22 protein-coding genes and 1 pseudogene are annotated in these 20,230 nt (G+C 73.8%); 13 read left to right on the top strand and 10 right to left on the bottom strand.

The window, feature by feature from the left end:
• Window positions 1–842: aldo/keto reductase (locus tag ACFSHS_RS06400; RefSeq protein WP_376873256.1), on the bottom strand; the 842-nt coding region annotated here is incomplete at its 3' end.
• Between the two features lie 77 nt (window positions 843–919).
• Entirely contained in the window at window positions 920–2,200 is a 1,281-nt protein-coding gene (locus tag ACFSHS_RS06405; RefSeq protein ID WP_376873258.1) for an MFS transporter, read from the bottom strand.
• A gap of 126 nt (window positions 2,201–2,326) precedes the next feature.
• Between ACFSHS_RS06405 and moaA the strand changes: the two genes are divergently transcribed.
• From moaA to ACFSHS_RS06430, 5 genes are all read left to right on the top strand, one after another.
• Entirely contained in the window at window positions 2,327–3,379 is a 1,053-nt protein-coding gene (gene moaA / locus ACFSHS_RS06410) for a GTP 3',8-cyclase MoaA (RefSeq protein WP_376873260.1), read from the top strand.
• 1 nt (window position 3,380) lies between these two features.
• Complete coding sequence (locus ACFSHS_RS06415; RefSeq protein ID WP_376873262.1) at window positions 3,381–3,650, top strand: MoaD/ThiS family protein; 270 nt, start codon at window positions 3,381–3,383, stop codon at window positions 3,648–3,650.
• A 31-nt stretch (window positions 3,651–3,681) separates the two neighbouring features.
• On the top strand, window positions 3,682–3,891 hold the full coding sequence (locus tag ACFSHS_RS06420) for a hypothetical protein (RefSeq protein ID WP_376873264.1): 210 nt from the start codon (window positions 3,682–3,684) through the stop codon (window positions 3,889–3,891).
• An 85-nt stretch (window positions 3,892–3,976) separates the two neighbouring features.
• The gene (locus ACFSHS_RS06425; protein ID WP_376873266.1) at window positions 3,977–4,465 is read left to right on the top strand and encodes a GAF domain-containing protein; all 489 of its coding nucleotides are present in this window, start codon (window positions 3,977–3,979) and stop codon (window positions 4,463–4,465) included.
• A 60-nt stretch (window positions 4,466–4,525) separates the two neighbouring features.
• The gene (locus ACFSHS_RS06430) at window positions 4,526–5,365 is read left to right on the top strand and encodes an SMP-30/gluconolactonase/LRE family protein (RefSeq protein ID WP_376873268.1); all 840 of its coding nucleotides are present in this window, start codon (window positions 4,526–4,528) and stop codon (window positions 5,363–5,365) included.
• Between the two features lie 45 nt (window positions 5,366–5,410).
• Here ACFSHS_RS06430 and ACFSHS_RS06435 read toward each other — a convergent pair whose 3' ends face one another.
• From ACFSHS_RS06435 to ACFSHS_RS06460, 7 genes and pseudogenes are all read right to left on the bottom strand, one after another.
• A complete protein-coding gene (locus ACFSHS_RS06435) occupies window positions 5,411–5,836 on the bottom strand; it encodes a molybdenum cofactor biosynthesis protein MoaE (RefSeq protein ID WP_376873270.1) in 426 nt (141 codons plus the stop codon).
• Window positions 5,833–6,420 carry a nucleotidyltransferase family protein gene (locus ACFSHS_RS06440; RefSeq protein ID WP_376873272.1) on the bottom strand — a complete coding sequence of 196 codons (588 nt, stop codon included), beginning with the start codon at window positions 6,418–6,420 and terminating at the stop codon, window positions 5,833–5,835. The genes ACFSHS_RS06435 and ACFSHS_RS06440 overlap by 4 nt, the downstream gene beginning before the upstream one ends.
• A 45-nt stretch (window positions 6,421–6,465) precedes the next feature.
• Window positions 6,466–6,921, bottom strand: a complete 456-nt coding sequence (locus tag ACFSHS_RS22545; RefSeq protein ID WP_417281945.1) for a TOBE domain-containing protein — start codon at window positions 6,919–6,921, stop codon at window positions 6,466–6,468.
• A gap of 120 nt (window positions 6,922–7,041) precedes the next feature.
• Window positions 7,042–7,503: pseudogene (locus tag ACFSHS_RS22550) on the bottom strand (ATP-binding cassette domain-containing protein); the annotation flags it as partial.
• A 5-nt stretch (window positions 7,504–7,508) separates the two neighbouring features.
• The gene (locus tag ACFSHS_RS06450) at window positions 7,509–8,312 is read right to left on the bottom strand and encodes an ABC transporter permease (RefSeq protein ID WP_376873276.1); all 804 of its coding nucleotides are present in this window, start codon (window positions 8,310–8,312) and stop codon (window positions 7,509–7,511) included.
• The gene (modA, locus tag ACFSHS_RS06455) at window positions 8,309–9,112 is read right to left on the bottom strand and encodes a molybdate ABC transporter substrate-binding protein (protein ID WP_376873278.1); all 804 of its coding nucleotides are present in this window, start codon (window positions 9,110–9,112) and stop codon (window positions 8,309–8,311) included. The genes ACFSHS_RS06450 and modA overlap by 4 nt, the downstream gene beginning before the upstream one ends.
• Before the next feature lie 49 nt (window positions 9,113–9,161).
• On the bottom strand, window positions 9,162–9,554 hold the full coding sequence (locus ACFSHS_RS06460; protein ID WP_376873280.1) for a TOBE domain-containing protein: 393 nt from the start codon (window positions 9,552–9,554) through the stop codon (window positions 9,162–9,164).
• Between the two features lie 521 nt (window positions 9,555–10,075).
• On the opposite strand from ACFSHS_RS06460, the gene ACFSHS_RS06465 reads away from it, so the two are divergent.
• The 8 genes from ACFSHS_RS06465 (at window position 10,076) to ACFSHS_RS06500 (ending at window position 19,975) form a co-directional block, all read left to right on the top strand.
• Complete coding sequence (locus ACFSHS_RS06465) at window positions 10,076–11,353, top strand: DUF222 domain-containing protein (RefSeq protein WP_376873282.1); 1,278 nt, start codon at window positions 10,076–10,078, stop codon at window positions 11,351–11,353.
• 645 nt (window positions 11,354–11,998) lie between these two features.
• Window positions 11,999–13,720 carry a RecQ family ATP-dependent DNA helicase gene (locus tag ACFSHS_RS06470; protein ID WP_376873284.1) on the top strand — a complete coding sequence of 574 codons (1,722 nt, stop codon included), beginning with the start codon at window positions 11,999–12,001 and terminating at the stop codon, window positions 13,718–13,720.
• Between the two features lie 135 nt (window positions 13,721–13,855).
• A complete protein-coding gene (locus ACFSHS_RS06475) occupies window positions 13,856–15,322 on the top strand; it encodes an Nramp family divalent metal transporter (RefSeq protein WP_376873286.1) in 1,467 nt (488 codons plus the stop codon).
• Window positions 15,323–15,500: 178 nt separating this feature from the next.
• Window positions 15,501–17,159, top strand: a complete 1,659-nt coding sequence (locus tag ACFSHS_RS06480) for a carbamoyltransferase family protein (protein WP_376873288.1) — start codon at window positions 15,501–15,503, stop codon at window positions 17,157–17,159.
• Between the two features lie 180 nt (window positions 17,160–17,339).
• Window positions 17,340–17,783, top strand: coding sequence for a DUF4383 domain-containing protein (locus tag ACFSHS_RS06485; RefSeq protein WP_376873290.1), 444 nt, complete (start codon window positions 17,340–17,342; stop codon window positions 17,781–17,783).
• Between the two features lie 176 nt (window positions 17,784–17,959).
• Window positions 17,960–18,241 carry a DUF3040 domain-containing protein gene (locus ACFSHS_RS06490; protein ID WP_376873292.1) on the top strand — a complete coding sequence of 94 codons (282 nt, stop codon included), beginning with the start codon at window positions 17,960–17,962 and terminating at the stop codon, window positions 18,239–18,241.
• 72 nt (window positions 18,242–18,313) lie between these two features.
• Window positions 18,314–19,525 carry an acyl-CoA dehydrogenase family protein gene (locus ACFSHS_RS06495; protein ID WP_376873294.1) on the top strand — a complete coding sequence of 404 codons (1,212 nt, stop codon included), beginning with the start codon at window positions 18,314–18,316 and terminating at the stop codon, window positions 19,523–19,525.
• 75 nt (window positions 19,526–19,600) lie between these two features.
• Entirely contained in the window at window positions 19,601–19,975 is a 375-nt protein-coding gene (locus ACFSHS_RS06500; protein ID WP_376873296.1) for a DUF1801 domain-containing protein, read from the top strand.
• Between the two features lie 13 nt (window positions 19,976–19,988).
• Here ACFSHS_RS06500 and ACFSHS_RS06505 read toward each other — a convergent pair whose 3' ends face one another.
• Window positions 19,989–20,189, bottom strand: coding sequence for a hypothetical protein (locus ACFSHS_RS06505; protein WP_376873298.1), 201 nt, complete (start codon window positions 20,187–20,189; stop codon window positions 19,989–19,991).
• Window positions 20,190–20,230 lie beyond the last annotated feature (41 nt).

The raw sequence follows: 20,230 nt of genomic DNA on the forward strand, positions 1-20,230 counted from the left end.
CAGCCCGGGATCCAGTTGAACTGGTCGGGGTCGGGGCCGGTGCGCTCGTCGCGGTTCAGGCCGGAGAGCGCCGCCATCGCGGACTCGTCGAGCTCGAAGTCGAAGATGTCGAAGTTCTCCTCGACGCGGGAGCGCGTCACCGACTTCGGGAACACGACGTCGCCGCGCTGCACGTGCCAGCGCAGCACCACCTGGGCCGGCGTCCGCCCGAGCTGCTGGGCGATCTCCCGGATCGCCGGGTCGTCGTTCACCCGGCCCTTGGCGATCGGCGCCCACGCCTCGGTGACGATCTCGTGATCGCGGTCGAAGGCCCGCAGCTCCTCCTGGGTCAGGTACGGGTGCACCTCGATCTGGTTGACCGCCGGCCGGACGTCGGTGGACGCGAAGAGGTTGCGCAGGTGGTGCGGCTGGAAATTCGAGACGCCGATCGCCTTCGCCCGGCCGCTGGCGTAGATCTCCTCCATGGCCTTCCAGCGGGCGACGTAGTCGCTGGCGGCGGGCAACGGCCAGTGGATCAGGAACAGGTCCAGGTACTCGAGACCCATGTCGGCGAGGCTCTGGTCGAACGAGCGGAGGATGTCGTCGCGCTGCAGCCGGTTGTTGTTCAGCTTGCTCGTCACGAACACCTCCTCGCGCGGGATGCCCGACTCCCGCACGGCGATCCCCACCTCCCGCTCGTTGCCGTACATCTGGGCGGTGTCGATGTGCCGGTAGCCGATCTCCAGGGCCGTCGTCGTGGCCTTGACCGTCTCGTCCGGGGGGATCTGGAAGACACCGAAGCCGAGCTGGGGGATCTCGACGCCGTTGTTCAGGGCGATGGTGGGCACTCCGGGGTTGGGCACAGGCTGGTCCTCTCGGGTCGCGTGGGGTGAGGCCGCCTCCTGCGCGGTCGGTCCCGCGCGATCGGCCCCGTCGCGGCCTACCCCCTGACGTCGTCCTCAACCAGCGGGCCGGCCACCGGCGCCCGATCCGCCGGATGCGGCACCCGGAGCAGCGCGGCACCGGCCAGCGCGAGCAGCGCGGCCAGGCCGGCGGCCAGGGCAGGGACGGCGAACGCCCGCTGCGCGCCCCAGGCGTCCACCGCCGCGCCGGCCAGCGCCGAGCCGGCGGTGACCCCCAGCGTCAGGCCGGTGATGGTCCAGGCGAGCGACTCGGTCAGCACGCCGGGGCTCACGCGGGACTCGACGAGCGAGGTCCCCGACACCAGCACCGGCGCGATGGTCAGGCCGGCGAGGAAGCCGCAACCGATGAGCACCGCCAGCGACCCGACGCTCCAGAGCAGCTGTGCGGCCAGCCCGAAGGCGACCGCCGTCCCCACGAAGCGGGCGGCGAGGGTGCCAGGCAGGCGCGCCAGCCCGTACACGAGGCCCGCCACCAGGCTGCCGCCGGCGAAGACAGCCAGCGCCGCTCCCGACAGGGCGGGCGCCCCTTCCTCTTCGGCGAACCCGACCACCACGACGTCGATGGCGCCGAAGACAGCGCCCACCGCGAGATAGGTGACGACCACGACCAGCAGCGTCGGCGTGAGCACCGACCGACGCCGGCTGGGCGCCGTCGCGTCGACCGGGTGCACCGGCGGCTCCGTGGCAGCCTGGCCGGCCAGCCACAGCCCACCCACCACGCCGAAGAACACGCCGGTGAGGAAGCCCACCGGCGGCGCGATCAGCGTGGCCAGCAGCGTCACCAGGGGCGGGCCCACGACGAACACGACCTCGTCGGCCACCGCCTCGAAGGCGTAGGCCGTCTGCCGGCCGACCGGGTCGAGCAGGGCCGACCACCGGGCGCGCACCAGGGAGCCGATGTTCGGGCCGCTGGCGCCGGACGCCGCGGCGAGGAGGAACCAGCTCCACCGGGGGCCGTCGGCCGTGACGGCGGCGACGAACGCGACGCCGGTGAGCGCGAAGGCGAGCATGGCCAGCCGCAGCACGCGCCCCTGCCCGCGCCGGTCCATCGCCCGGGCCCACTGGGGGCCGGCCAGGCCGTAGCTCAATGCCAGCGTGCCCGAGACGGCTCCGGCGAGGCCGTAGCTGCCGGTCTCGCCCTCCACCAGCAGGACGGCGCCCAGCCCCAGCATGGGTGCGGGCAACCGGCCGACCCAGCCGGCGAGGGAGAAGGACCGGGCGCCGGGGACGGCGAACAGGCGGGCGTAGGGGCTGAAGAGGGTGCGGGGTGACACGGTGTTCTCGCGCTTCCTGGCCACGAGCGAGTGCGGATCGTTCCCCGCCGGTCTCTCGGGTGGCGGAGGGAGCCTAGCCGTCGTGGCCGGATCACCCATCCGCATTTCCTGGACCGCACTACCACTGGACCGCACTACTACATTCGGCTCATGACCAGCAGCCCGCTGCCCGACCCCCGGGTGCGCCCCGCCGTGGGCTCCGCGCCGGGGACCGGCGGGCTGGTCGACCGGCACGGCCGGGTGGCCACCGACCTGCGGGTGTCCCTGACCGACCGCTGCAACCTGCGCTGCACCTACTGCATGCCGCCCGAGGGCCTCGACTGGCTGCCCAAGGTCGAGGTGCTCACCGACGACGAGATCGCCCGCCTGGTGCGCATCGGGGTCGAGCAGCTGGGCATCCGCGAGGTGCGCTTCACCGGCGGGGAGCCGCTGCTGCGCCCCGGTCTGGTCGGGATCGTGGCCGCCGCCACGGCGCTGCACCCGCGCCCCGAGGTCAGCCTCACCACCAACGCGATCGGCCTGGCGCGGGTCGCCCCGGCCCTCGCCGACGCCGGGCTGGACCGCATCAACTGCAGCCTGGACACCGTCGACCCCGCGCGGTTCAAGCAGCTGACCCACCGCGACCGGCTCGACGACGTCCTCGCCGGGCTGGCCGCGGCGCAGGCGGCTGGCCTGACCCCGGTCAAGGTCAACGCGGTCCTGCTGCGGGGCATCAACGAGGTCGACGCCGTCCCGCTGCTCGACTTCTGCCTCGAGCGGGGCTACGAGCTGCGGTTCATCGAGCAGATGCCGCTGGACGCCCACCACGCCTGGACCCGGGGCGAGATGGTGACCGCCGAGGACATCCTGGAGCGGCTCTCGGCCGCCCACGCGCTCACGCCCGACACCGAGGCCCGCGGTTCGGCGCCGGCCGAGCGGTGGCTCGTCGACGGCGGTCCGGCGACCGTGGGCGTGATCGCGTCGGTAACCCGCTCGTTCTGCGGCAGCTGCGACCGCACCCGGCTCACCGCCGACGGGCAGGTCCGCAACTGCCTGTTCGCCCGCGAGGAGTCCGATCTGCGGACGCCGATGCGCGAGGGTGCGAGCGACGAGGAGCTCGCCGACCGGTGGCGCATCGCGACCCTGGGCAAGCTCCCGGGACACGGCATCGACGACCCCAGCTTCCTGCAGCCGGCGCGGCCGATGTCGGCGATCGGCGGCTGAGTTGTCCGACCACCCCGCCACCCCGGCCGCGACCGTCACCGTCCGCTACTTCGCCGGCGCCCGCGCGGCCTCCGGCGTCGACACCGAGACCCGCGACGCCGGAACCCTCGACGAGCTGATCGACCAGGTGGTGGCCGAGCACGGCGAGCGGCTGGAACGGGTGCTCACCGCCTGCTCGTTCCTCGTCGACGGAACCACGACCCGGGACCGGGCGTTGGTGCTGGCACCCGGGGCGGTGGTCGACGTCCTCCCGCCGTTCGCGGGAGGCTGAGGGCGCCCCGGCCGCTGGGAGGGATGGACGCATGAGCATCTTCGGCAAGGTGAGGGCCAAGGCCGAGGAACTGCTCGGACGGGCCGAGCAGGTCTACGGGGAGTCCCACGGGGACGCCGCCGCCGCGGTCGCCGGTGAGGCGCACCTGCTCGAGGCCGAGGCCGAGGCGGAGGCGGAGGAGGAGGCCGCCGAGCGGCAGGGAGACCGCCGGGACGACGACGGCCTGGCCGGCGCCCGCTGACCGCCTCCGGCTGACCCGGTTCCGCGATTACCCGGGGCGCCCGGTGGGAATATGGGACGACATGGTTCCGGCCAGCGTCGCCGACGTGGCGCCGTGGACTGACTGGCTGTCCGCGGCGGAGGGTGCGCTGCGCTTCCTGCACGAGTACGCCGGCTGGGACATCTGGGTTGTGACCCACGTCGAGGGTGACCGGCAGATCGTCGTCCGCGCCTTCCCGGAGGTGTGGGTGCGTCCCGGCACCGAGCTGCCGTGGGCCCAGAGCTTCTGCCGGCAGATGATCGAGGGCAACGCGCCCCGGGTGGCCACCGTGACGGCCGCCGTGCCCGAGTACGCCTCCCGAGCCTCCGGGCCCATCCGGGACATCGCCGCCTACGTCGGGGTGCCGCTGCTGACCGGGGACCTGGAGCTGTTCGGGACGCTCTGCGGCATCGCCTTCCGGGCCAAACCGCGCAGCGCGGCCCGGGAGCTGCACCTGGTCGAGATGACCGCCCGGATGCTCAACACCCTCATGGCCAGCGACCTGCCGGGGCCGACCGCCCTCGACCTCGCCGGGGCGCTGCCGCACCAGGGCTGACCGCGCCGATCGCCGCCCCCTGCGCGATGATCCCGGCATCCCACCGATCGGAGGACCGGCGTGCGCGCGGAGCAGCTGACCGGGCCGGTGGCCCACCACGCCGAGGGCCCGGTCTGGTTCCCGGGGTGGGGCGGACTGCGCTGGGTCGACATGCTCGCCGGCGACGTCCTCACCCTGACCGGCGACGGGTCGGTCGGTCGCCGGCACGTCGGCGACGTGGCGGCGGCGATCCGCCCGCGCCGCGGCGGCGGCGCGGTCGTCGCGGTCGAGCGCGGGTTCGCGCTGGAGGACCCCGACGGCACGCTCCGCGTGCTGGACCCGGTCTGGGCCGACGAGGGCGTCCGCATGAACGAGGGCGGCTGCGATCCCGACGGCCGCTTCTGGTGCGGGTCCATGGCCTACGACCAGGCACCCGGGGCCGCGGCGATGTACCGGCTCGACCCCGACGGCAGCGTGCGGAAGGCCTTCGACGGCGTCACCCTCTCCAACGGCCTGGACTGGAGCCCCGACGGCTCGCTGGCGTACTACGACGACACCGCCACCCACCGCGTCGACGTCTTCGACTACGACACCGTCACCGGGCTGAGCGGACGCCGGCCGTTCGTGACCCTCGGCGAGGACGGGAACCCCGACGGGCTCACCGTCGACGCCGAGGGCGGGGTCTGGGTCGCGCTCTACGGCGGCGGCGCGGTGCACCGCTACGACCCCGACGGCCGGCTCGACGCGGTGGTCGAGGTGCCGACGCCGCAGGTGACGGCGTGCGCGCTGGGCGGGCCGGACCTGGACCGGCTGTTCATCACCACGTCGGCCGAGAACCGCGACGGCGACCCGGTGGCCGGCGCGCTGTTCACCGTGGACGCCGGCGTGCGCGGGCTCCCCGTGCGCGAGTTCGCCGGCTGAGACACCGGCTGAGACAGGAGCCTCGAAGGACCCGGGGCGGGCCACTCAGGGGCAGGCGACCCACTCCTCCTCGCCGTCGGTGAAGACCTGCCGCTTCCAGATCGGCAGCCGCTTCTTCACCTCGTCGACGAGCTCGGCGCAGGCGGCGAACGCCTGACCGCGGTGGGAGGCGCTGACCGCGCAGGCGAGCGCGACGTCACCGATGCCCAGCAGGCCGATGCGGTGGGAGACGGCGACGGCGTGCACGTCCGGCCGGGCGGCGAACTCCGTGGCCAGCTCGGCGATGACGTCCGCGGCCGTCGGGTGGCACACGTACTCCAGCTCGGTCACCGCGCGGCCGCCGTCGTGGTCCCGGACGACGCCGGCGAAGGAGACGACCGCGCCGGCGGCCTTGTCGGCGACGGCGTCCTCGTGCTCGGCGACCGACAGCGGCGCGTCCACGACCCGGGCGATCAGCGGGGCGTTGCTCACGGCGCGACGGTACCCGCCGGCGGCGGCACGTCGAGGTCGGTCGGGTCGGCCAGGCCGGTGCAGTCGACCTCGGTGACGTCGTGCCCGGCGAGGTAGCGGCGCGCGCCCTCGTCGCCGGTCGCCGTCTCGATCACCCCCGCCCAGTGCTCGCGGCCCAGCAGCACCGGGTGCCCGCGGACGCCGTCGTAGGTCGCCACCGCCAGGGCGTCCGGCGCCGCGTGCGCGGCCAGCCGCCGCAGGGCGTCGGCCGTCATGCCGGGCATGTCCACCAGCGTCACGAGGGCCGCGTCCACCCGCCCCGGCCAGCCGCGCAGGCCGTCCAGGCCCGTGCGCAGCGACGAGGCCATCCCGGTCTCCCAGTCCCTGTTCGCGAGGACGGCGGCCCCGTCGAGGTCCGCCTGCCGCCACACGTCCACCGCGCGGGCGCCGAGGACCACGAGCACCGGGTCGCAGACCTCCCGCGCCGTCCGGACCGCCCGTTCGACCAGGAGGCTGCCCTCGTACTCGACCAGGGCCTTCGGCATGCCGTAGCGCCGGCCGCCACCGGCGGCGAGGACGACGGCGGCCACGACGGGAGCGCTCACGGCCTCACCCTCCCAGACGGGCCATGGTGGCCACCTCGGCCGCGCTCACCGGGCGTAGACCGCGACCTCGGAGGCCTTCACCGCGGCCCAGACCTCCGCGCCCGGAGCCAGGCCGAGCTCGGCGAACGCGGTGGCGGTGACGTCGGCGACCAGCGGGACCTCGCCGGCCAGTTCGCAGCGCACCGTCGCCCCGTGCGGTGTGGCGCCGGCCAGGCGCACCGGCCACACGTTGCGCGGACTGCCCTGGGGCCGGGTCAGGTACAGCGCGACCGACTCCGGCCGGACGGCGGCGAACACGGGTCCGGAGGTCTCCTCCGCCACGGCGACCACTCCCCCGCCGTCGAGGCGGACCGTGCGCCCCGCGCCGGTGCCGGGCAGCAGGGACAGCCCGGCCAGCCGGGCGACGTAGTCGGTGCGCGGGCGGCGGTTCACCTCGTCAGGGGTGCCCGTCTGCACGACGCGCCCCTCCTCGACGACGACGACCCGGTCGGCCAGCGCCATGGCGTCGACCGGGTCGTGCGTGACGAGCACGGTGCTGCCCGGGAACGCCGCCAGGTGACGGCGCAGCTCGGCCCGGACGACGAGGCGGGTGCGGGCGTCGAGCGCCGACAGCGGCTCGTCGAGCAGCAGCACCGCCGGCTCCACCACGAGCGCCCGCGCCAGCGCCGCGCGCTGCGCCTGCCCGCCGGAGAGCTGCGCCGGCCGCCGGTTCCCCAGCCCGTCGAGGCCCACCCGCGCGAGCCACTCCCCCGCGGCCGCCAGCCGCGCCGACCTGCCCACCCCGCGGCTGCGCAGGCCGAACGCCACGTTCTCGGCCACGGTGAGGTGCGGGAAGAGCAGCGACTCCTGGAACACCATGCCCAGCGAGCGGCGATGCGGGGAGAGGTGGACGCCCTCGCCGTCCCAGACGGTGCCGTCGACGGCGACCCGGCCGCCGTCCGGGGGGAGCAGCCCGGCGAGCACCCGCAGGAGCGTGGACTTCCCCGCCCCGTTCGGGCCCAGGACGGCGAGCACCTCGCCGTCGTCGACGGCCACCTCGACGTCGAGCTCCAGCGACCCCCGCCGGACGGCCACGCGCGCGTCGAGCGTCACGGGACGGCCCGGTCCAGCCAGCGGTCGCGCAGCAGCAGCAACGTGGCGAGCGAGACCACCAGGAGCACGAGGGAGAGCACGATCGCCGCCTCGGGATCGCGCTGCAGCGCCAGGTAGACCGCCAGCGGCATGGTCTGCGTCGTCCCGGGGAAGTTGCCGGCGAAGGTGATCGTGGCCCCGAACTCCCCCAGGGCCCGCGCCCAGCAGAGCACCGCACCAGCGGCCACCCCCGGGGCCACCATCGGCAGCGTCACGCGACGGAACGTCGCCCAGCGGTCGGCTCCGAGGGTCGCCGCGACGTCCTCGAACCGCGCGTCGGCCGCGCGCAGCGCCCCCTCGACGCTCACCACGAGGAACGGCATAGCCACGAACGTCTCCGCGAGGACGACGGCCGTCGTGGTGAACGGGATCGACACCCCGAACGCGTCGTGCAGGGGGCCGCCGAGGACGCCCCTGCGGCCCAGCACCAGGAACAGCGCCACCCCGCCGACCACCGGGGGCAGCACGAGGGGCACGGTGACCAGCGCCCGGAGCACCGACCGGCCGCGGATCCGGGAGCGCGCCAGCACCCAGGCCAGCGGAACGCCGAGGAGGAGGGACAGCAGCGTCGCCAGGGTCGCCGACACCAGCGACAGGCGCAGCGCCTGCCCGACGCCGGGAGCGGCCAGCTGGGCGCCGAGGTCCGACCACGGCGCCCGCAGCAGGAGACCCCCGAGGGGCAGGAGCAGGAAGGCGACGCCCAGCGCCGCCGGCACCAGCAGCGGCGCGGGGACGCGGCTGCTGTCGGGGGAGCGGCTCACGGCTCGGAGAACCCGGCCTCCGTGAGCGCCCGTCGGCCCTCCTCGGACAGCACCAGGTCGACGAAGGCGCGGGCGGCCTCCGGGTTCGGCGCGTCGTCGAGCACGGCGACCGGGTACCGGTTGCGTGCCGCCTCGGCCTCGCGGAAGGCCCGCGCTCCGACGGTGTCCCCCGCGGTCACGACGTCGGTGCGGTACACCAGCCCCGCGTCGACCTCGCCCAGCTGCACCTTGGTCAGCACCGCCCGGACGTCGTCCTCGTAGGTGTCGGGGACGTCGCCCAGCCCGGCCCGGTCGAGCACCTCGGCGGCCGCCGCGCCGCAGGGCACCTCGGGAGCGCAGACCGCCAGGGTGACGTCGCGGTCGAGGAGCGCGGCGATGCCCGGGATGCCGGCACCCTCGGGCTCGTCGATGCCCGCGGGGTCGTCCGGGGGGAAGGCCAGCATCAGCCGGTTGGACGCGAAGAGTTCCGCCTCCACGGCCAGCCCGGCGTCGACGGCCCGGGCCATCTGGTCCTCGTCGGCGGAGGCGAACACGTCGGCGGGCGCCCCCTGGTCGAGCTGCGTGGCCAGCGCCGAGCTGCCGGCGAAGGTGAAGCGGACCTCCAGCGACGGGTGCTCGGCCATGAGCCGGTCGCCCAGGCCGGTGAAGACGTCGGTCAGCGAGGCGGCCGCGAAGACCGTCAGGGTTCCCTCGATCGCCGGCCGCTGGTCGAGGGGGGCCGTCGCCTCCGGGGTGCCGGTGCAGCCCGCCAGTGCCAGAGCGGCCAGGCCCGCCACCGCCCGGCGGCGGTGTGCGCTCACCGTGCCGATCCGGCCGCTGACACCACGACCGGCGCACGGTCGCACGCCGTCACGGGAGGTCCACGCTGACCTGGGTGGCCTTGACCGTGGCCACCGCGCGCACGCCGATCTCCAGCCCCAGCTCGTCGGCGGCCTCCCGCGACATGAGGGAGACCAGCCGGAAGGGCCCGGCCTGGATCTCCACCTGTGCCATGACCGTGTCCCGGACGACGCGCGTGACGATCCCGGTGAGACGGTTCCGCGCCGACGAGGGCGTGGTCCCGGGCTCGGGCGCCTCTCGCAGCTGGGTGGCCACGCGGGCCAGGTCGGCACCGTCGACGACCGCAGGCCCACCGCCCTCCCGCCGCGCGGGCAGGCGGTGGGCGTCGATCCAGCGGCGGACGGTGTCGTCGCTCACCCCGAGCAGCGCGGCGGCCTCGGCGATCCGGTAGCTGGGGGGCACGGCGGGGACCCTAGATCCGCAGATGCGGACGATGCAACCGCTCGCGCTTCCGCTACTGCGGCGTTCGAGGCGCTGTGGCACCGAAGCCGCGTGGACGGTAACGGCTGTGGCGGCCGAACCGGCCGACGTCGGCCTTCGCCGGTCGTCGTTGCGCTGACGGCCCACCCGCTTCCGCGGGAACACGGCCGCCGACCGATCGGCCGACGGACGCGGGATGGCCATTCCGCCTGGTGCCACCCCTTCCCCTATGTCACCGCTCTCCCTCGGTGCCACCGCGCTGCCCGGTGCCACCCGTCTTACTGGGGTCAACGCTCTCCCGTAGGTCACCACGCGTATCCCACGGAAGGCCCACGGAAGGCGCGCTTCCGCGGGAACACGTCTCTGCGGGAACGGAGGCCCGCGCCCATCGCCGCCGGGCCCGGGCTCATCCAGGAGTCCGCGTCACGCTTCCGAGGCGCGCGACGGCTGGCTGACCAGCCATTTCCGTCAGTGCGGGCGCCTAGCATCCGAACATGGGTTCGATGAGCGACACGGAGCATCCGTCGGGTTCGCCCTTGCCGGAGCTGGCGCGGGCGATCACCGCCGGGGCCGTGCGGCTGGCAGCGGCAACCGCGGCGTGGTTGCGGCTGGTGGCGGAGTTCGACGAACGCGGCGGATGGCACGGGGTGGGCATCACCTCCTGCGCCCACTGGCTGGCCTGGCAGTGCGGAATGGCACCGGTGACCGCCCGCGAGCACGTCCGGGTGGCGCGGGCGCTGCGCGGGCTGCCCGCCATCGCGGCGGCGTTCTCCGCGGGCCGGCTGTCCTACGCCAAGGTGCGAGCGGTGACCCGCATCGCCACGCCCGACTGCGAGGCCGAGTTGTTGGAGTTCACGCTGTCGGCGACCGCGTCCCAGACGGAGCGGTTCTGCCGCGCATGGCGCCGCGCCGACGAAGACGCCACCGGTTCCGGTCCCGAACGGCGCCCGGACGTCGGACAGTCCTTCGAGGCCTGGACCGACGACGAGGGCCACCTGACCCTCAAGATCCGGATGCCCGCGGAAGCCGGCGCGGCACTGATGGTCGCGATCGACTCCCTGGCCGAACGAGATGCCCGCCGTGAACGGGCGCAGAACGCCAGGGCCCAGGCGGCGCACCAGCAGATCCGCGCCGCCGGCGGCCGGGTGGATCCCGCCGTCGCCGAGCGCTGTGACGACGACCAGGCCGTCGGACTGGCGCGCGAGCGAACCGCCGCTCGCCGCGTCGCCGCCCTCGGTGCGCTCGCCGAAGCCCGCGTGGCCATGGGCCGCCGCCCCGGGGATCCGCCGCGCCGCGAGGTCGTCGTCCACGTCGACGCCGACGTGCTCGCCGACGACGCCGCGGCCGGGCGCGCACACTTCGAGGGCGGCCCGGCGATCACCGCTGCTCAGGCACGCCGCATGCTCTGCGAGGCCACCGCCGTGCTGATGCTGGAGAAGGGACGGGAACCCCTCCCCCCACGGCCGCCGCAAGCGCCGCGCCACCAAGGCGCAGCGTCGCGCGCTGCTGCGCCGCGACGGCGGCTGCGCGCGTCCCCGCTGCCCGGAGGCCCGTATCGAGCGACTGCACGCCCATCACATGCAGCACTGGTTGTTCGGCGGGCGCACGGACCTCCCCCACCTCGTGCTGCTCTGCGACGTCGACCACGGCCTGGTCCACGACCACGACCTCGTGCTGAGCCGGCAGGACGGTCGGCTGATCGTCCTCACGCCCGACGGCCGCCACATCTGGGGCACTGCCGATGCCGCGTTCGCCGCCGGGTTGGCGCGAGCCGGGGCTGACCCGACCGTGGGCCTCGCTGACGGTACGGACCCGTTCGTCGGGGTCCACCCCGTCGACACGGCCATCGGCAGGCGCCCTACGAGGGCACCTTCACGCGAACGGAAGGCCGACGTCGCGCCTGCGCCCGGGCGGCTGCTGCGCCCCCGGCCGAGCCCACCGCGACGTCCCGGTCCACATCGCCCCTGGGATGGGCCCAGCACCGCACCGGTGAGGCACGCCGGTCGCCCCGGGCGCCCGGCGAACCGGCGCTCACGAGGCCTTGCCACCGTCGGCGGCGCTCCCGTCGGAACGATCTCGTCAGCCGGACCCGCCGGAGAAGGCGCCCGCCTCAGCCGTGTCCTCTTCCCCGACGGCGAACCGACGCTCGCCGACTCGCTGCAGGAGCGCTACGACCGCATGGATCTCCGCTTCGCCGTCGGAGTGCTCATGGGCAATCGCGACCTGGCTCGACGCCTCGCCGCCGAGGCGCGGATCCCCGTGAGCGGCTGAGCGGCGTTCCTGCGGAAGCGCAGCACGGGGATCCGCGCGGGGATCAGCGGCGCTCCCGCGGGAGACAGGGGGAGACAGCGGGAGACAGCAACACGGGCGACAGGGGTGCCGTTCCACACCGTTTGCGGCACCGAGGAGGCGGGCAGCTCGGATCGGTGACACCACGCCAGAGCGCGCCCGATGACGACAACCCCGCCGGCGCGACGGCGTCGGTCCGCACCCGCCGCATCCGCGAGTTCGCCCGTGACGTCCTCGGCTTCGAGGAGTTCCGGCCCGGCCAGGAGGCGGCCATGCAGGCCGTCGTCTCCGGCCGCGACACCCTCGCCGTCCTCCCCTCCGGGGCGGGCAAGACGGCGGTGTACCAGGTCGCCGGCCAGCTGCTGGACGGTCCGGTGGTCATCGTCTCGCCGCTCATCGCCCTGCAGCGCGACCAGGTCGAGCGGCTCGCCGAGATCGAGGACCGGGCCGGTCGCGCCGCCCAGCTGAACTCCACCCTCTCCGCCGGCGACCAGCGGGAGGTCCTCGAGTCGCTGCAGGACGGAACGGTCCGCTTCGTCTTCCTGGCCCCGGAGCAGCTGACCAAGCCGGAGGTCGTCGACGCCATCAGCGAGGCCAAACCGGCGCTGTTCGTCGTCGACGAGGCACACTGCGTCTCCGCGTGGGGGCACGACTTCCGCCCCGACTACCTGCGGCTGGGTGGGGTCATCGAGCAGCTCGGCCACCCGACGGTGCTCGCCCTCACCGCCACCGCCGCGCCTCCCGTCCGCGCCGAGATCGTCGAGCGGCTGGAGATGCGCGATCCCGAGGTCGTCGTCGCGGGCTTCGACCGGCCCGAGATCCGCCTGGAGGTCGACCACTACGCCGACGCGCACGGCAAGGAGCAGGGGGTCCTCGACCGCGTCCTCGCCGAGATCGGGGAGGGCCGGGGACCGGGCATCGTCTACAGCGCCACCCGCCGGGGCACCGAGGAGATCGCGACCCAGCTCGCCGATCGCGGGCTGCGCGCCCGGTACTACCACGCGGGCCTGAACAAGGGAGACCGCGAGGACACCCAGCGGGCGTGGATGGAGGACGAGCTCGACGTCGTCGTCGCCACCACCGCGTTCGGCATGGGGATCGACAAGCCCGACACGCGCTTCGTGATCCACGCCGAGCCGGCCGACTCCCTCGACAGCTACTACCAGGAGATCGGCCGCGCCGGGCGTGACGGACGACCGGCCCTCGCCCTCCTCGTCTACCGGCAGGAGGACCTGGGGGTGCGCCGCTTCTTCGCGGCCGGCATCCCGCCGGAGGAGGAGCTGAAGCAGGTCGCCGGCCTGGTGCAGGCCGCGGCCGCCGCCGGCATCGAGGACGGCGTCGACGTGAAGGCGCTGCGGGAGGAGACCGGCCGCGCTGCCACACCGCTGGCCCGCGACCTAAACCTGCTCGAGCAGGTGGCCGCCGTCGTCCTCGACGACGACGGCACCGCCCACCCGGCGCCCGAGGGCCCACCGCCCGCGGAGGCCGCCGAGGCCGCCCGGGAGCTGGCCGAGCAGCACGAGCGGATGGACCAGAGCCGGGTGGAGATGATGCGCGGCTACGCCGAGACGCGCGACTGCCGTCGCCAGTTCCTGCTCGGCTACTTCGGCGAGCAGCTCGACGAGCCCTGCGGCAACTGCGACAACTGCGAGTCGGGCACCGCCTACGAGGACGCCGGGCCGGCCGAGGACACCCCCTTCGCCGTGGGCACGCCGGTGGAGCACAGCGAGTGGGGCGCCGGCGCGGTCATGCGGCTGGAGGACGACCGCCTCGTCGTCCTCTTCGACGAGGTGGGCTACAAGACGCTGGGCCTGGCCGCCGTCACCGAGAACGACCTGCTCCGAGCGCGCACCCCCTGACGAGGCGGCCCTCTGCCCCACGAGGGGTCACGGCCGCATCACGTCACCTGTTCGACGTCTTGCCTCGCCGTCGGCTCCGGCCTAGGTTGCCCGCCACGGAGCGCAACGCCGCGCTCCACAGAGGTTGGAGCGCGCATGTCCTCGAGCCCCTCCCGGCGGCACCCCGGCGACCTCGCTACCGAACTGCCCAGCAAGGCGCTGCCGGCGGTGCCCTACGCCGACCTTCCCGAGCCGCTGCCGATGCGGAAGGTGATCGGCCCCAGCGTCCTGCTGCTCGCCGGCGCCATCGGCTCGGGCGAGTACGTGCTGTGGCCCTACATCACCTCGCAGGTGGGGCTCGCCGTCGTCTGGCTCGTCGTCGTCGGCGTCCTGACCCAGTACTTCCTCAACATGGAGATCGAGCGCTACACGCTGGCCACGGGCGAGACGGCGGTGACCGGCTTCACGCGGCTGTGGAAACCGTGGAGCTGGCTGTTCATCATCATGACCGTCGTCCCGTGGGCCTGGCCCGGCTGGGCGACCGGCGGCACGACGACGCTCGGCTTCGTGGTCGGGCTGAGCGAGACCGCCGTTCCCTACGTGACGATCGGCGCCCTGGTCCTGATCGGGCTCGTGCTCACGGTGTCGCCGGTGGTCTACCAGACCGTGGAGAAGATCCAGTTCTTCATGGTCGGCCTCATCGTGCTGTTCCTCATCTACGCGCTGCTGTTCCTCCTCGGCTGGGACGGCTACGCCGCACTGGGCCGGGGCCTGGCCGACGTCGACGAGCTCCCCGGCGCCGTCTCCCAGGTCGGCACCGCGACACTGCTGGGCGCCATCGCCTTCGCCGGCGCGGGCGGCGCGCTCAACCTGGTGCAGTCCAACTGGGTGCGCGACAAGGGACTCGGCATGGGGGCGAGGCTGCCCCGGGTCGTCTCGCCCTTCACCGGCGAGGAGATCGCCGCACCGACCACCGGATACATCTTCCGCCGCGACGCGGAGAACATGCGCCGCTGGCGCGGCTGGTGGCGGGTCGCGGACCGGGAGCAGTTCGTCACCTTCTTCGTCATCGGCCTCATCGCCCTGCTCACCTTCATGACCCTGACCGCCATCAACATCGGTGTCGGCGTGAGCGAGGCGGAGAGCTTCGACTTCATCCGGCTGCAGGGCGAGGCGCTGGCCGAGCAGCAGGGCAGCTGGCTGGGGACGACGTTCTGGCTCATCGGGACAGTGGTCCTCTACTCCACGAACCTCGCCGTGCTGGACATGGTGGGACGGGTCACGGCCGACGTCCTGAAGACCGGTCCGTTGCGCGAGAACGAGCGATGGAGCGAGAGCCGGATCTACTTCACGGTGGTCTGGACCGAGATCGTCTTCGGCTCGGTCATCCTGCTCTCGGGCGTGACGCAGCCGCTGATCCTCCTGGTCATCGCCAGCTCGCTGAACGGGCTCGTCATGTTCGTGTACTCGGTCCTGCTCATCCAGCTCAACCGGCGCACGTTGCCGGCCGAGATCCGGGTCGGCGGCGGGCGGCTGGTCGCACTGTGCTGGGCGGTCCTGTTCTACGGCTTCTTCTCCGTGGTGCTGCTCATCGACCAGTTCGGACAGCTCGCGGGAGGCTGATCCGCCCGGGGCCACCCTGCGCGAGATCGCCGGTCGCGCACGCCGGTGCAGCGTGCGCGACCGGCGGTCCGGCTGTGTCAAGGTCTCTCCGACGTGCGGCTTCCCCGGTGGCACGTGATCATGGGCGGACCCGGGCGTCACCCTCCGCCTCAGCGCCTGGGAGAAGGAGAACCCGCGCGTGAAGGTCCTCGGCATCAATGCGATCTACCACGACCCAGCGGCAGCGCTCGTCGTCGACGGCAGGGTGGTGGCCGCCGCGGAGGAGGAACGCTTCAGCCGGCGCAAGCACGGCAAGCGCCCGCTGCCCTGGAGCGCCTGGGAGCTGCCCGAGCTGTCCGCCGCCTGGTGCCTGGCCGAGGCGGGCATCCACCCCGCCGACCTGGACGCGGTCGCCTACTCGTTCGACCCCGCGCTGATGGGCACGCCGGAGGAATCGGGCCTGAACGACGCGGGCGACGTCATGCGCAAGATGTACGCGGAGAAGGCGCCGGAGTTCCTCGCCCACGCGCTCCCCGGGCTCGACCCGGCCACGGTGCGCTACGTGAAGCACCACGTGGCGCACGCCGCCTCGGCCGGCCTGGCCGCGCCGACCCCCGACAACTCGGTCCTCGTGCTCGACGGCCGCGGCGAGGCGCACAGCCACCTCGCCGGCCGCTACGTCGACGGCCGGCTGGAGGTCCTCGCCGGCCAGGCGCTGCCGCACTCCATCGGCCTGCTCTACGAGGACCTGACCGACCACCTGGGCTTCCTGCGCAGCAGCGACGAGTTCAAGGTCATGGCGATGGCCTCCTACGGAAAGCCGCGCTTCCTCGGCGAGCTCTCGGAGCTGGTCGTCGCCACCGACGACGGCGGCTTCCGGACGCCGGAGATCGACTTCTCCGAGTTCGCGCCACGCCTGCGCAAGGGCGACGACTGGACCGAGGACCACGCCGACCTGGCGGCGAGCGTCCAGCAGCGCGTCGAGGAGGTCCTGCTCGACCTGGCCCGCTGGCTGCACGAGCGGACCGGCGACCGCACCCTCACGCTGGCCGGTGGCGTGGCGCTCAACTGCGTGGCGAACACGCGGATCTTCGCCGAGACCCCGTTCGAGGAGGTCTGGGTCCAGCCGGCCGCCGGCGACGCCGGCACGGCCCTGGGCAGCGCGCTCCACGTGGCCCGCGAGCTCGGCGAGCGGACCGAGCCGATGCCCGGCGCCGACCTGGGGCGCGGCTGGTCCGACGACGAGATCGAGCAGTGGCTGAGGACGGCGGCCATCGACTACGAGCGCCCCCGCGACGTCGCCGACGCCGTGGCCGAGGTGCTGGCGAACAACGGGATCGTCGCCTGGTTCCAGGGCCGCAGTGAGTACGGCCCGCGCGCACTGGGGCACCGTTCCCTGCTGGCCCACCCCGGCTACGAGGCCAACCTCGAGCGGATGAACAACGTGAAGGGCCGCGAGCAGTTCCGCCCGGTCGCGCCCATGGTGCTCGCCGAGCGGGCGCCGCAGATCTTCAGCCGCGGGCCGATCCCCTCCCGCTACATGCTGTTCGTCCACGACGTCGCACCGGAGTGGCGCGAGCGCATCCCGACCGTCACGCACGTCGACGGGACGGCGCGGATCCAGACGGTCGACCGCGCGGAGGAGCCGCTGGTGGCCCGGATGCTGGAGTGCTTCGAGCGGCGCACCGGCCTCCCGGTGGTGGTGAACACGAGCCTGAACACGGCCGGCCGGCCCATGGTCGACGACCCGCGCGACGCCCTCGAGTGCTTCGGTTCGGCACCGGTCGACCTGCTGGCCATCGGTCCCTTCGTCGTGCGGCGCAGCCGCTCCACGCTGGACGCGTACGCGCCCCGCTGAACCGACAAGGGGGCGGCGCGCGAAGGCTCCGGGAGGGCGGACGCCCTCGCCGCCCGGCCGCTCCGGTGATCGGTTGTGCGCCACTCGATCGGGCGACAACCGTTTCCGCTGGTGGGTCGGGGGTACCACTGCTGTCGGCCCGCCCACACCTGGCGGACGACGCACCACTAGGAGGACACCATGTCTGCAACCGCGGGCGCCGGCACCGGCCGGACGAAGACCCTTCCCGAGATCCTCTCGCTCGCCTTCGGGGCGATCTACCTGCTCGTCGGCATCGTCGGATTCTTCGTGACGGGCTTCGACGACTTCTTCGCCCACGACACGGGCGAGACCCTGCTCGGCTTCGAGATCAACGGCATGCACAACGTCGTGCACATCGTGATCGGTGTGGCCGGGCTCGTGCTGGGCCGGACGCTGGCCGGCGCGCGCACCTACGGCTGGCTGCTCGCCGTCGGCTACGGCGCCGCCTTCGTCTACGGCCTGATCGCCATGAACAAGGAGTGGGACTTCCTCAGCATCAACATGGCTGACAACGTCCTGCACATCCTGACCGCGGTGGTGGGCCTGGTCATCGCCCTGATGCCGGTCCGCGAGGCCGTTCCCGGCCGCTCGTCCCGCGTCTGATCCGACCTGCCCCGGTCGCCGGCCGGAACACCCGCTGGAGCCGGGTCCCGTCGTCCCCCGTGGACGGCGGGACCCGGCTCCAGCCGTCTTCCCCGGACCTGCCGGCAGGAGCAGACTGAGCCCCATCGGCGGCAGCCGAGCACAGGCGACGCCGCCGGGACCCGAGGGGCACCGCCATGGACGACGATCCGGTCCTGCGCTCGCTCGGCGAGGACCTCGCGCGGGACGACCCACGGCTGGCCGCCCTGCTCAGCGGCGACGGGAGGACGGCCCGCCCCGGTCGAGGCGCCTGGGCCGTGTTCCTGGTCATCCTGCTCACCCCGGTCGTGGTGACGGTGGCGGTCCTCGTGCCGCCGACGGTCGTGCTCGGCATCGTCGCGATGGCCCTCGCCGTCGCCTCGCCGCTGGTCGTCTGCTGGCTGTGTGCCGGCGACCGCCCCGCGCCCCGCTTGCGCTGATTTCGCTGCGGCAACCGGGACCGGGGGCGACCCGGATGCGACGCCGGTCACGTCCGCCGTTACCTTGCGGGCATGGACTTCGCCCTCTCCGCCCGAGCCGAGGACGTCTGTGGCCGGCTCTGGGACTTCATGCGTGAGCAGGTCTTCCCCGCCGAGCCCGTCTACGACGAGTGGCGGGCCGCCCGCGGCCACGACGACCACGAGCACCCGCCGGTCCTCGAGGACCTGAAGGTGGAGGCGCGCAAGCGCGGCCTGTGGAACCTCTTCCACCACGAGCTCGGCGGGCTCTCCAACCTGGAGTACGCGTCGGCCGCCGAGATCATGGGCTGGTCGCCGACCATCGCCCCGGAGGTCACGAACTGCGGCGCCCCCGACACGGGGAACATGGAGACGCTCATGCTGTTCGGCACGCCCGAGCAGAAGGAGCGGTGGCTCAACCCGCTGCTGGAGGGCGAGATCCGCTCCGGTTTCGCCATGACCGAGCCGGACGTCGCGTCGTCGGACGCCCGCAACATCCAGACGTCGATCGTCCGCGACGGCGACGACTACGTGATCAACGGGCGCAAGTGGTGGACCTCGGGCGCCGCCGACGAGCGCTGCCAGATCTTCATCGTCATGGGGAAGACCGATCCCGAGGGCGCTCCGCACCGGCAGCAGTCGATGATCCTCGTCCCGCGCGACACCCCGGGGCTGGAGATCATCCGCCACCTGCCGGTGTTCGGGTACCAGGACCAGCACGGTCACTCCGAGCTGCGGTTCACCGACGTCCGGGTGCCGGCGAGCAACATGCTCGCCGGCGAGGGCGACGGGTTCATGATCGCCCAGGCCCGGCTGGGCCCGGGGCGCATCCACCACTGCATGCGGGCCATCGGCATGGCCGAGCGGGCCCTGGCGCTCATGGTCGAGCGGTCGAAGGCCCGCGTGGCGTTCGGCCGGCCCCTGTCCGAGCAGGGCACCGTCCGCGAGGCGATCGCGCTCTCCCGGATCGAGATCGACCAGGCCCGCCTCTACGTCCTCAAGACCGCGGACCTGATCGACAAGTACGGCGCCAAGGGTGCGCGGACCGAGATCTCCGCGATCAAGGTCGCCGCCCCGCGGGTCGCCCTCGACGTCATCGACCGGGCGATCCAGCTGCACGGCGGTGCGGGCGTCAGCAACGACACGGTGCTGGCGCGCTTCTACGCCAGCGCCCGCACGCTGCGCATCGTCGACGGCCCCGACGCGGTGCACATCCGCGGCGTGGCCAAGGAGGAGCTCGCCCGGGAACGCCCCTGGCAGGGATGAGCGATCGGGTGGGTCCGCGGAGGAACCGCGGACCCACCCTCGCCGTTCCGTCGTACCGCGTGCCAGGGTGCCGACGTGACCCGGGACCCCGCCGTCGAGGCCCTGCTCGACGACCACTCCGACGCGGTGGCCGCCACCGCGCAGCGGCTGCGCACCGTCGTCCTGGAGGCGCAGCCCCAGTTCACCGAGCGCGCACGGCCGGGCTGGCACTCGATCAACTACCACGACCCCGACGCCGGCTTCGTCTGCGCGATCTTCCCGCTGGCCGATCGCGTGCAGCTGGTGCTCGAGCACGGCGCCCGGCTGCCGGACCCGGAGGCGCGGCTGTCCGGAACCGGGCGACAGGTACGCACGCTCGACTTCCCCGCCGGGGCGGACGTCGACGCCGCCCTCGTCGCCGGGTTCCTGGACCTCGCCGTGGACCTCGGCGCCACCCTGCGCAGGCGCTGATCCGGCCCCTGCCTCAGGGGGCCAGGCTGCCCCCGAAGCCGCCCCCGGCCAGCTTCGCCATCAGCTGGGTGCGGTCCAGTCCGAGGGAGTCCAGCGTGTCGCCGTCGCGGTCGGTGTCGATCTCGTCGGGCAGGCCGCCCTCGACCCGGTCCGCGGTGTCGTTGTCACCCTCGGTGCGCAGCAGCCGCACCAGTTCCTGCTTGTCCAGCTTCACCGGTCCTCCGTCCCTCGCCCGTCGGGCGTCGTCGCGAGTGT

It is taken from the genome of Blastococcus deserti (assembly GCF_042682525.1).
Lineage (GTDB): Bacteria > Actinomycetota > Actinomycetes > Mycobacteriales > Geodermatophilaceae > Blastococcus_B > Blastococcus_B deserti.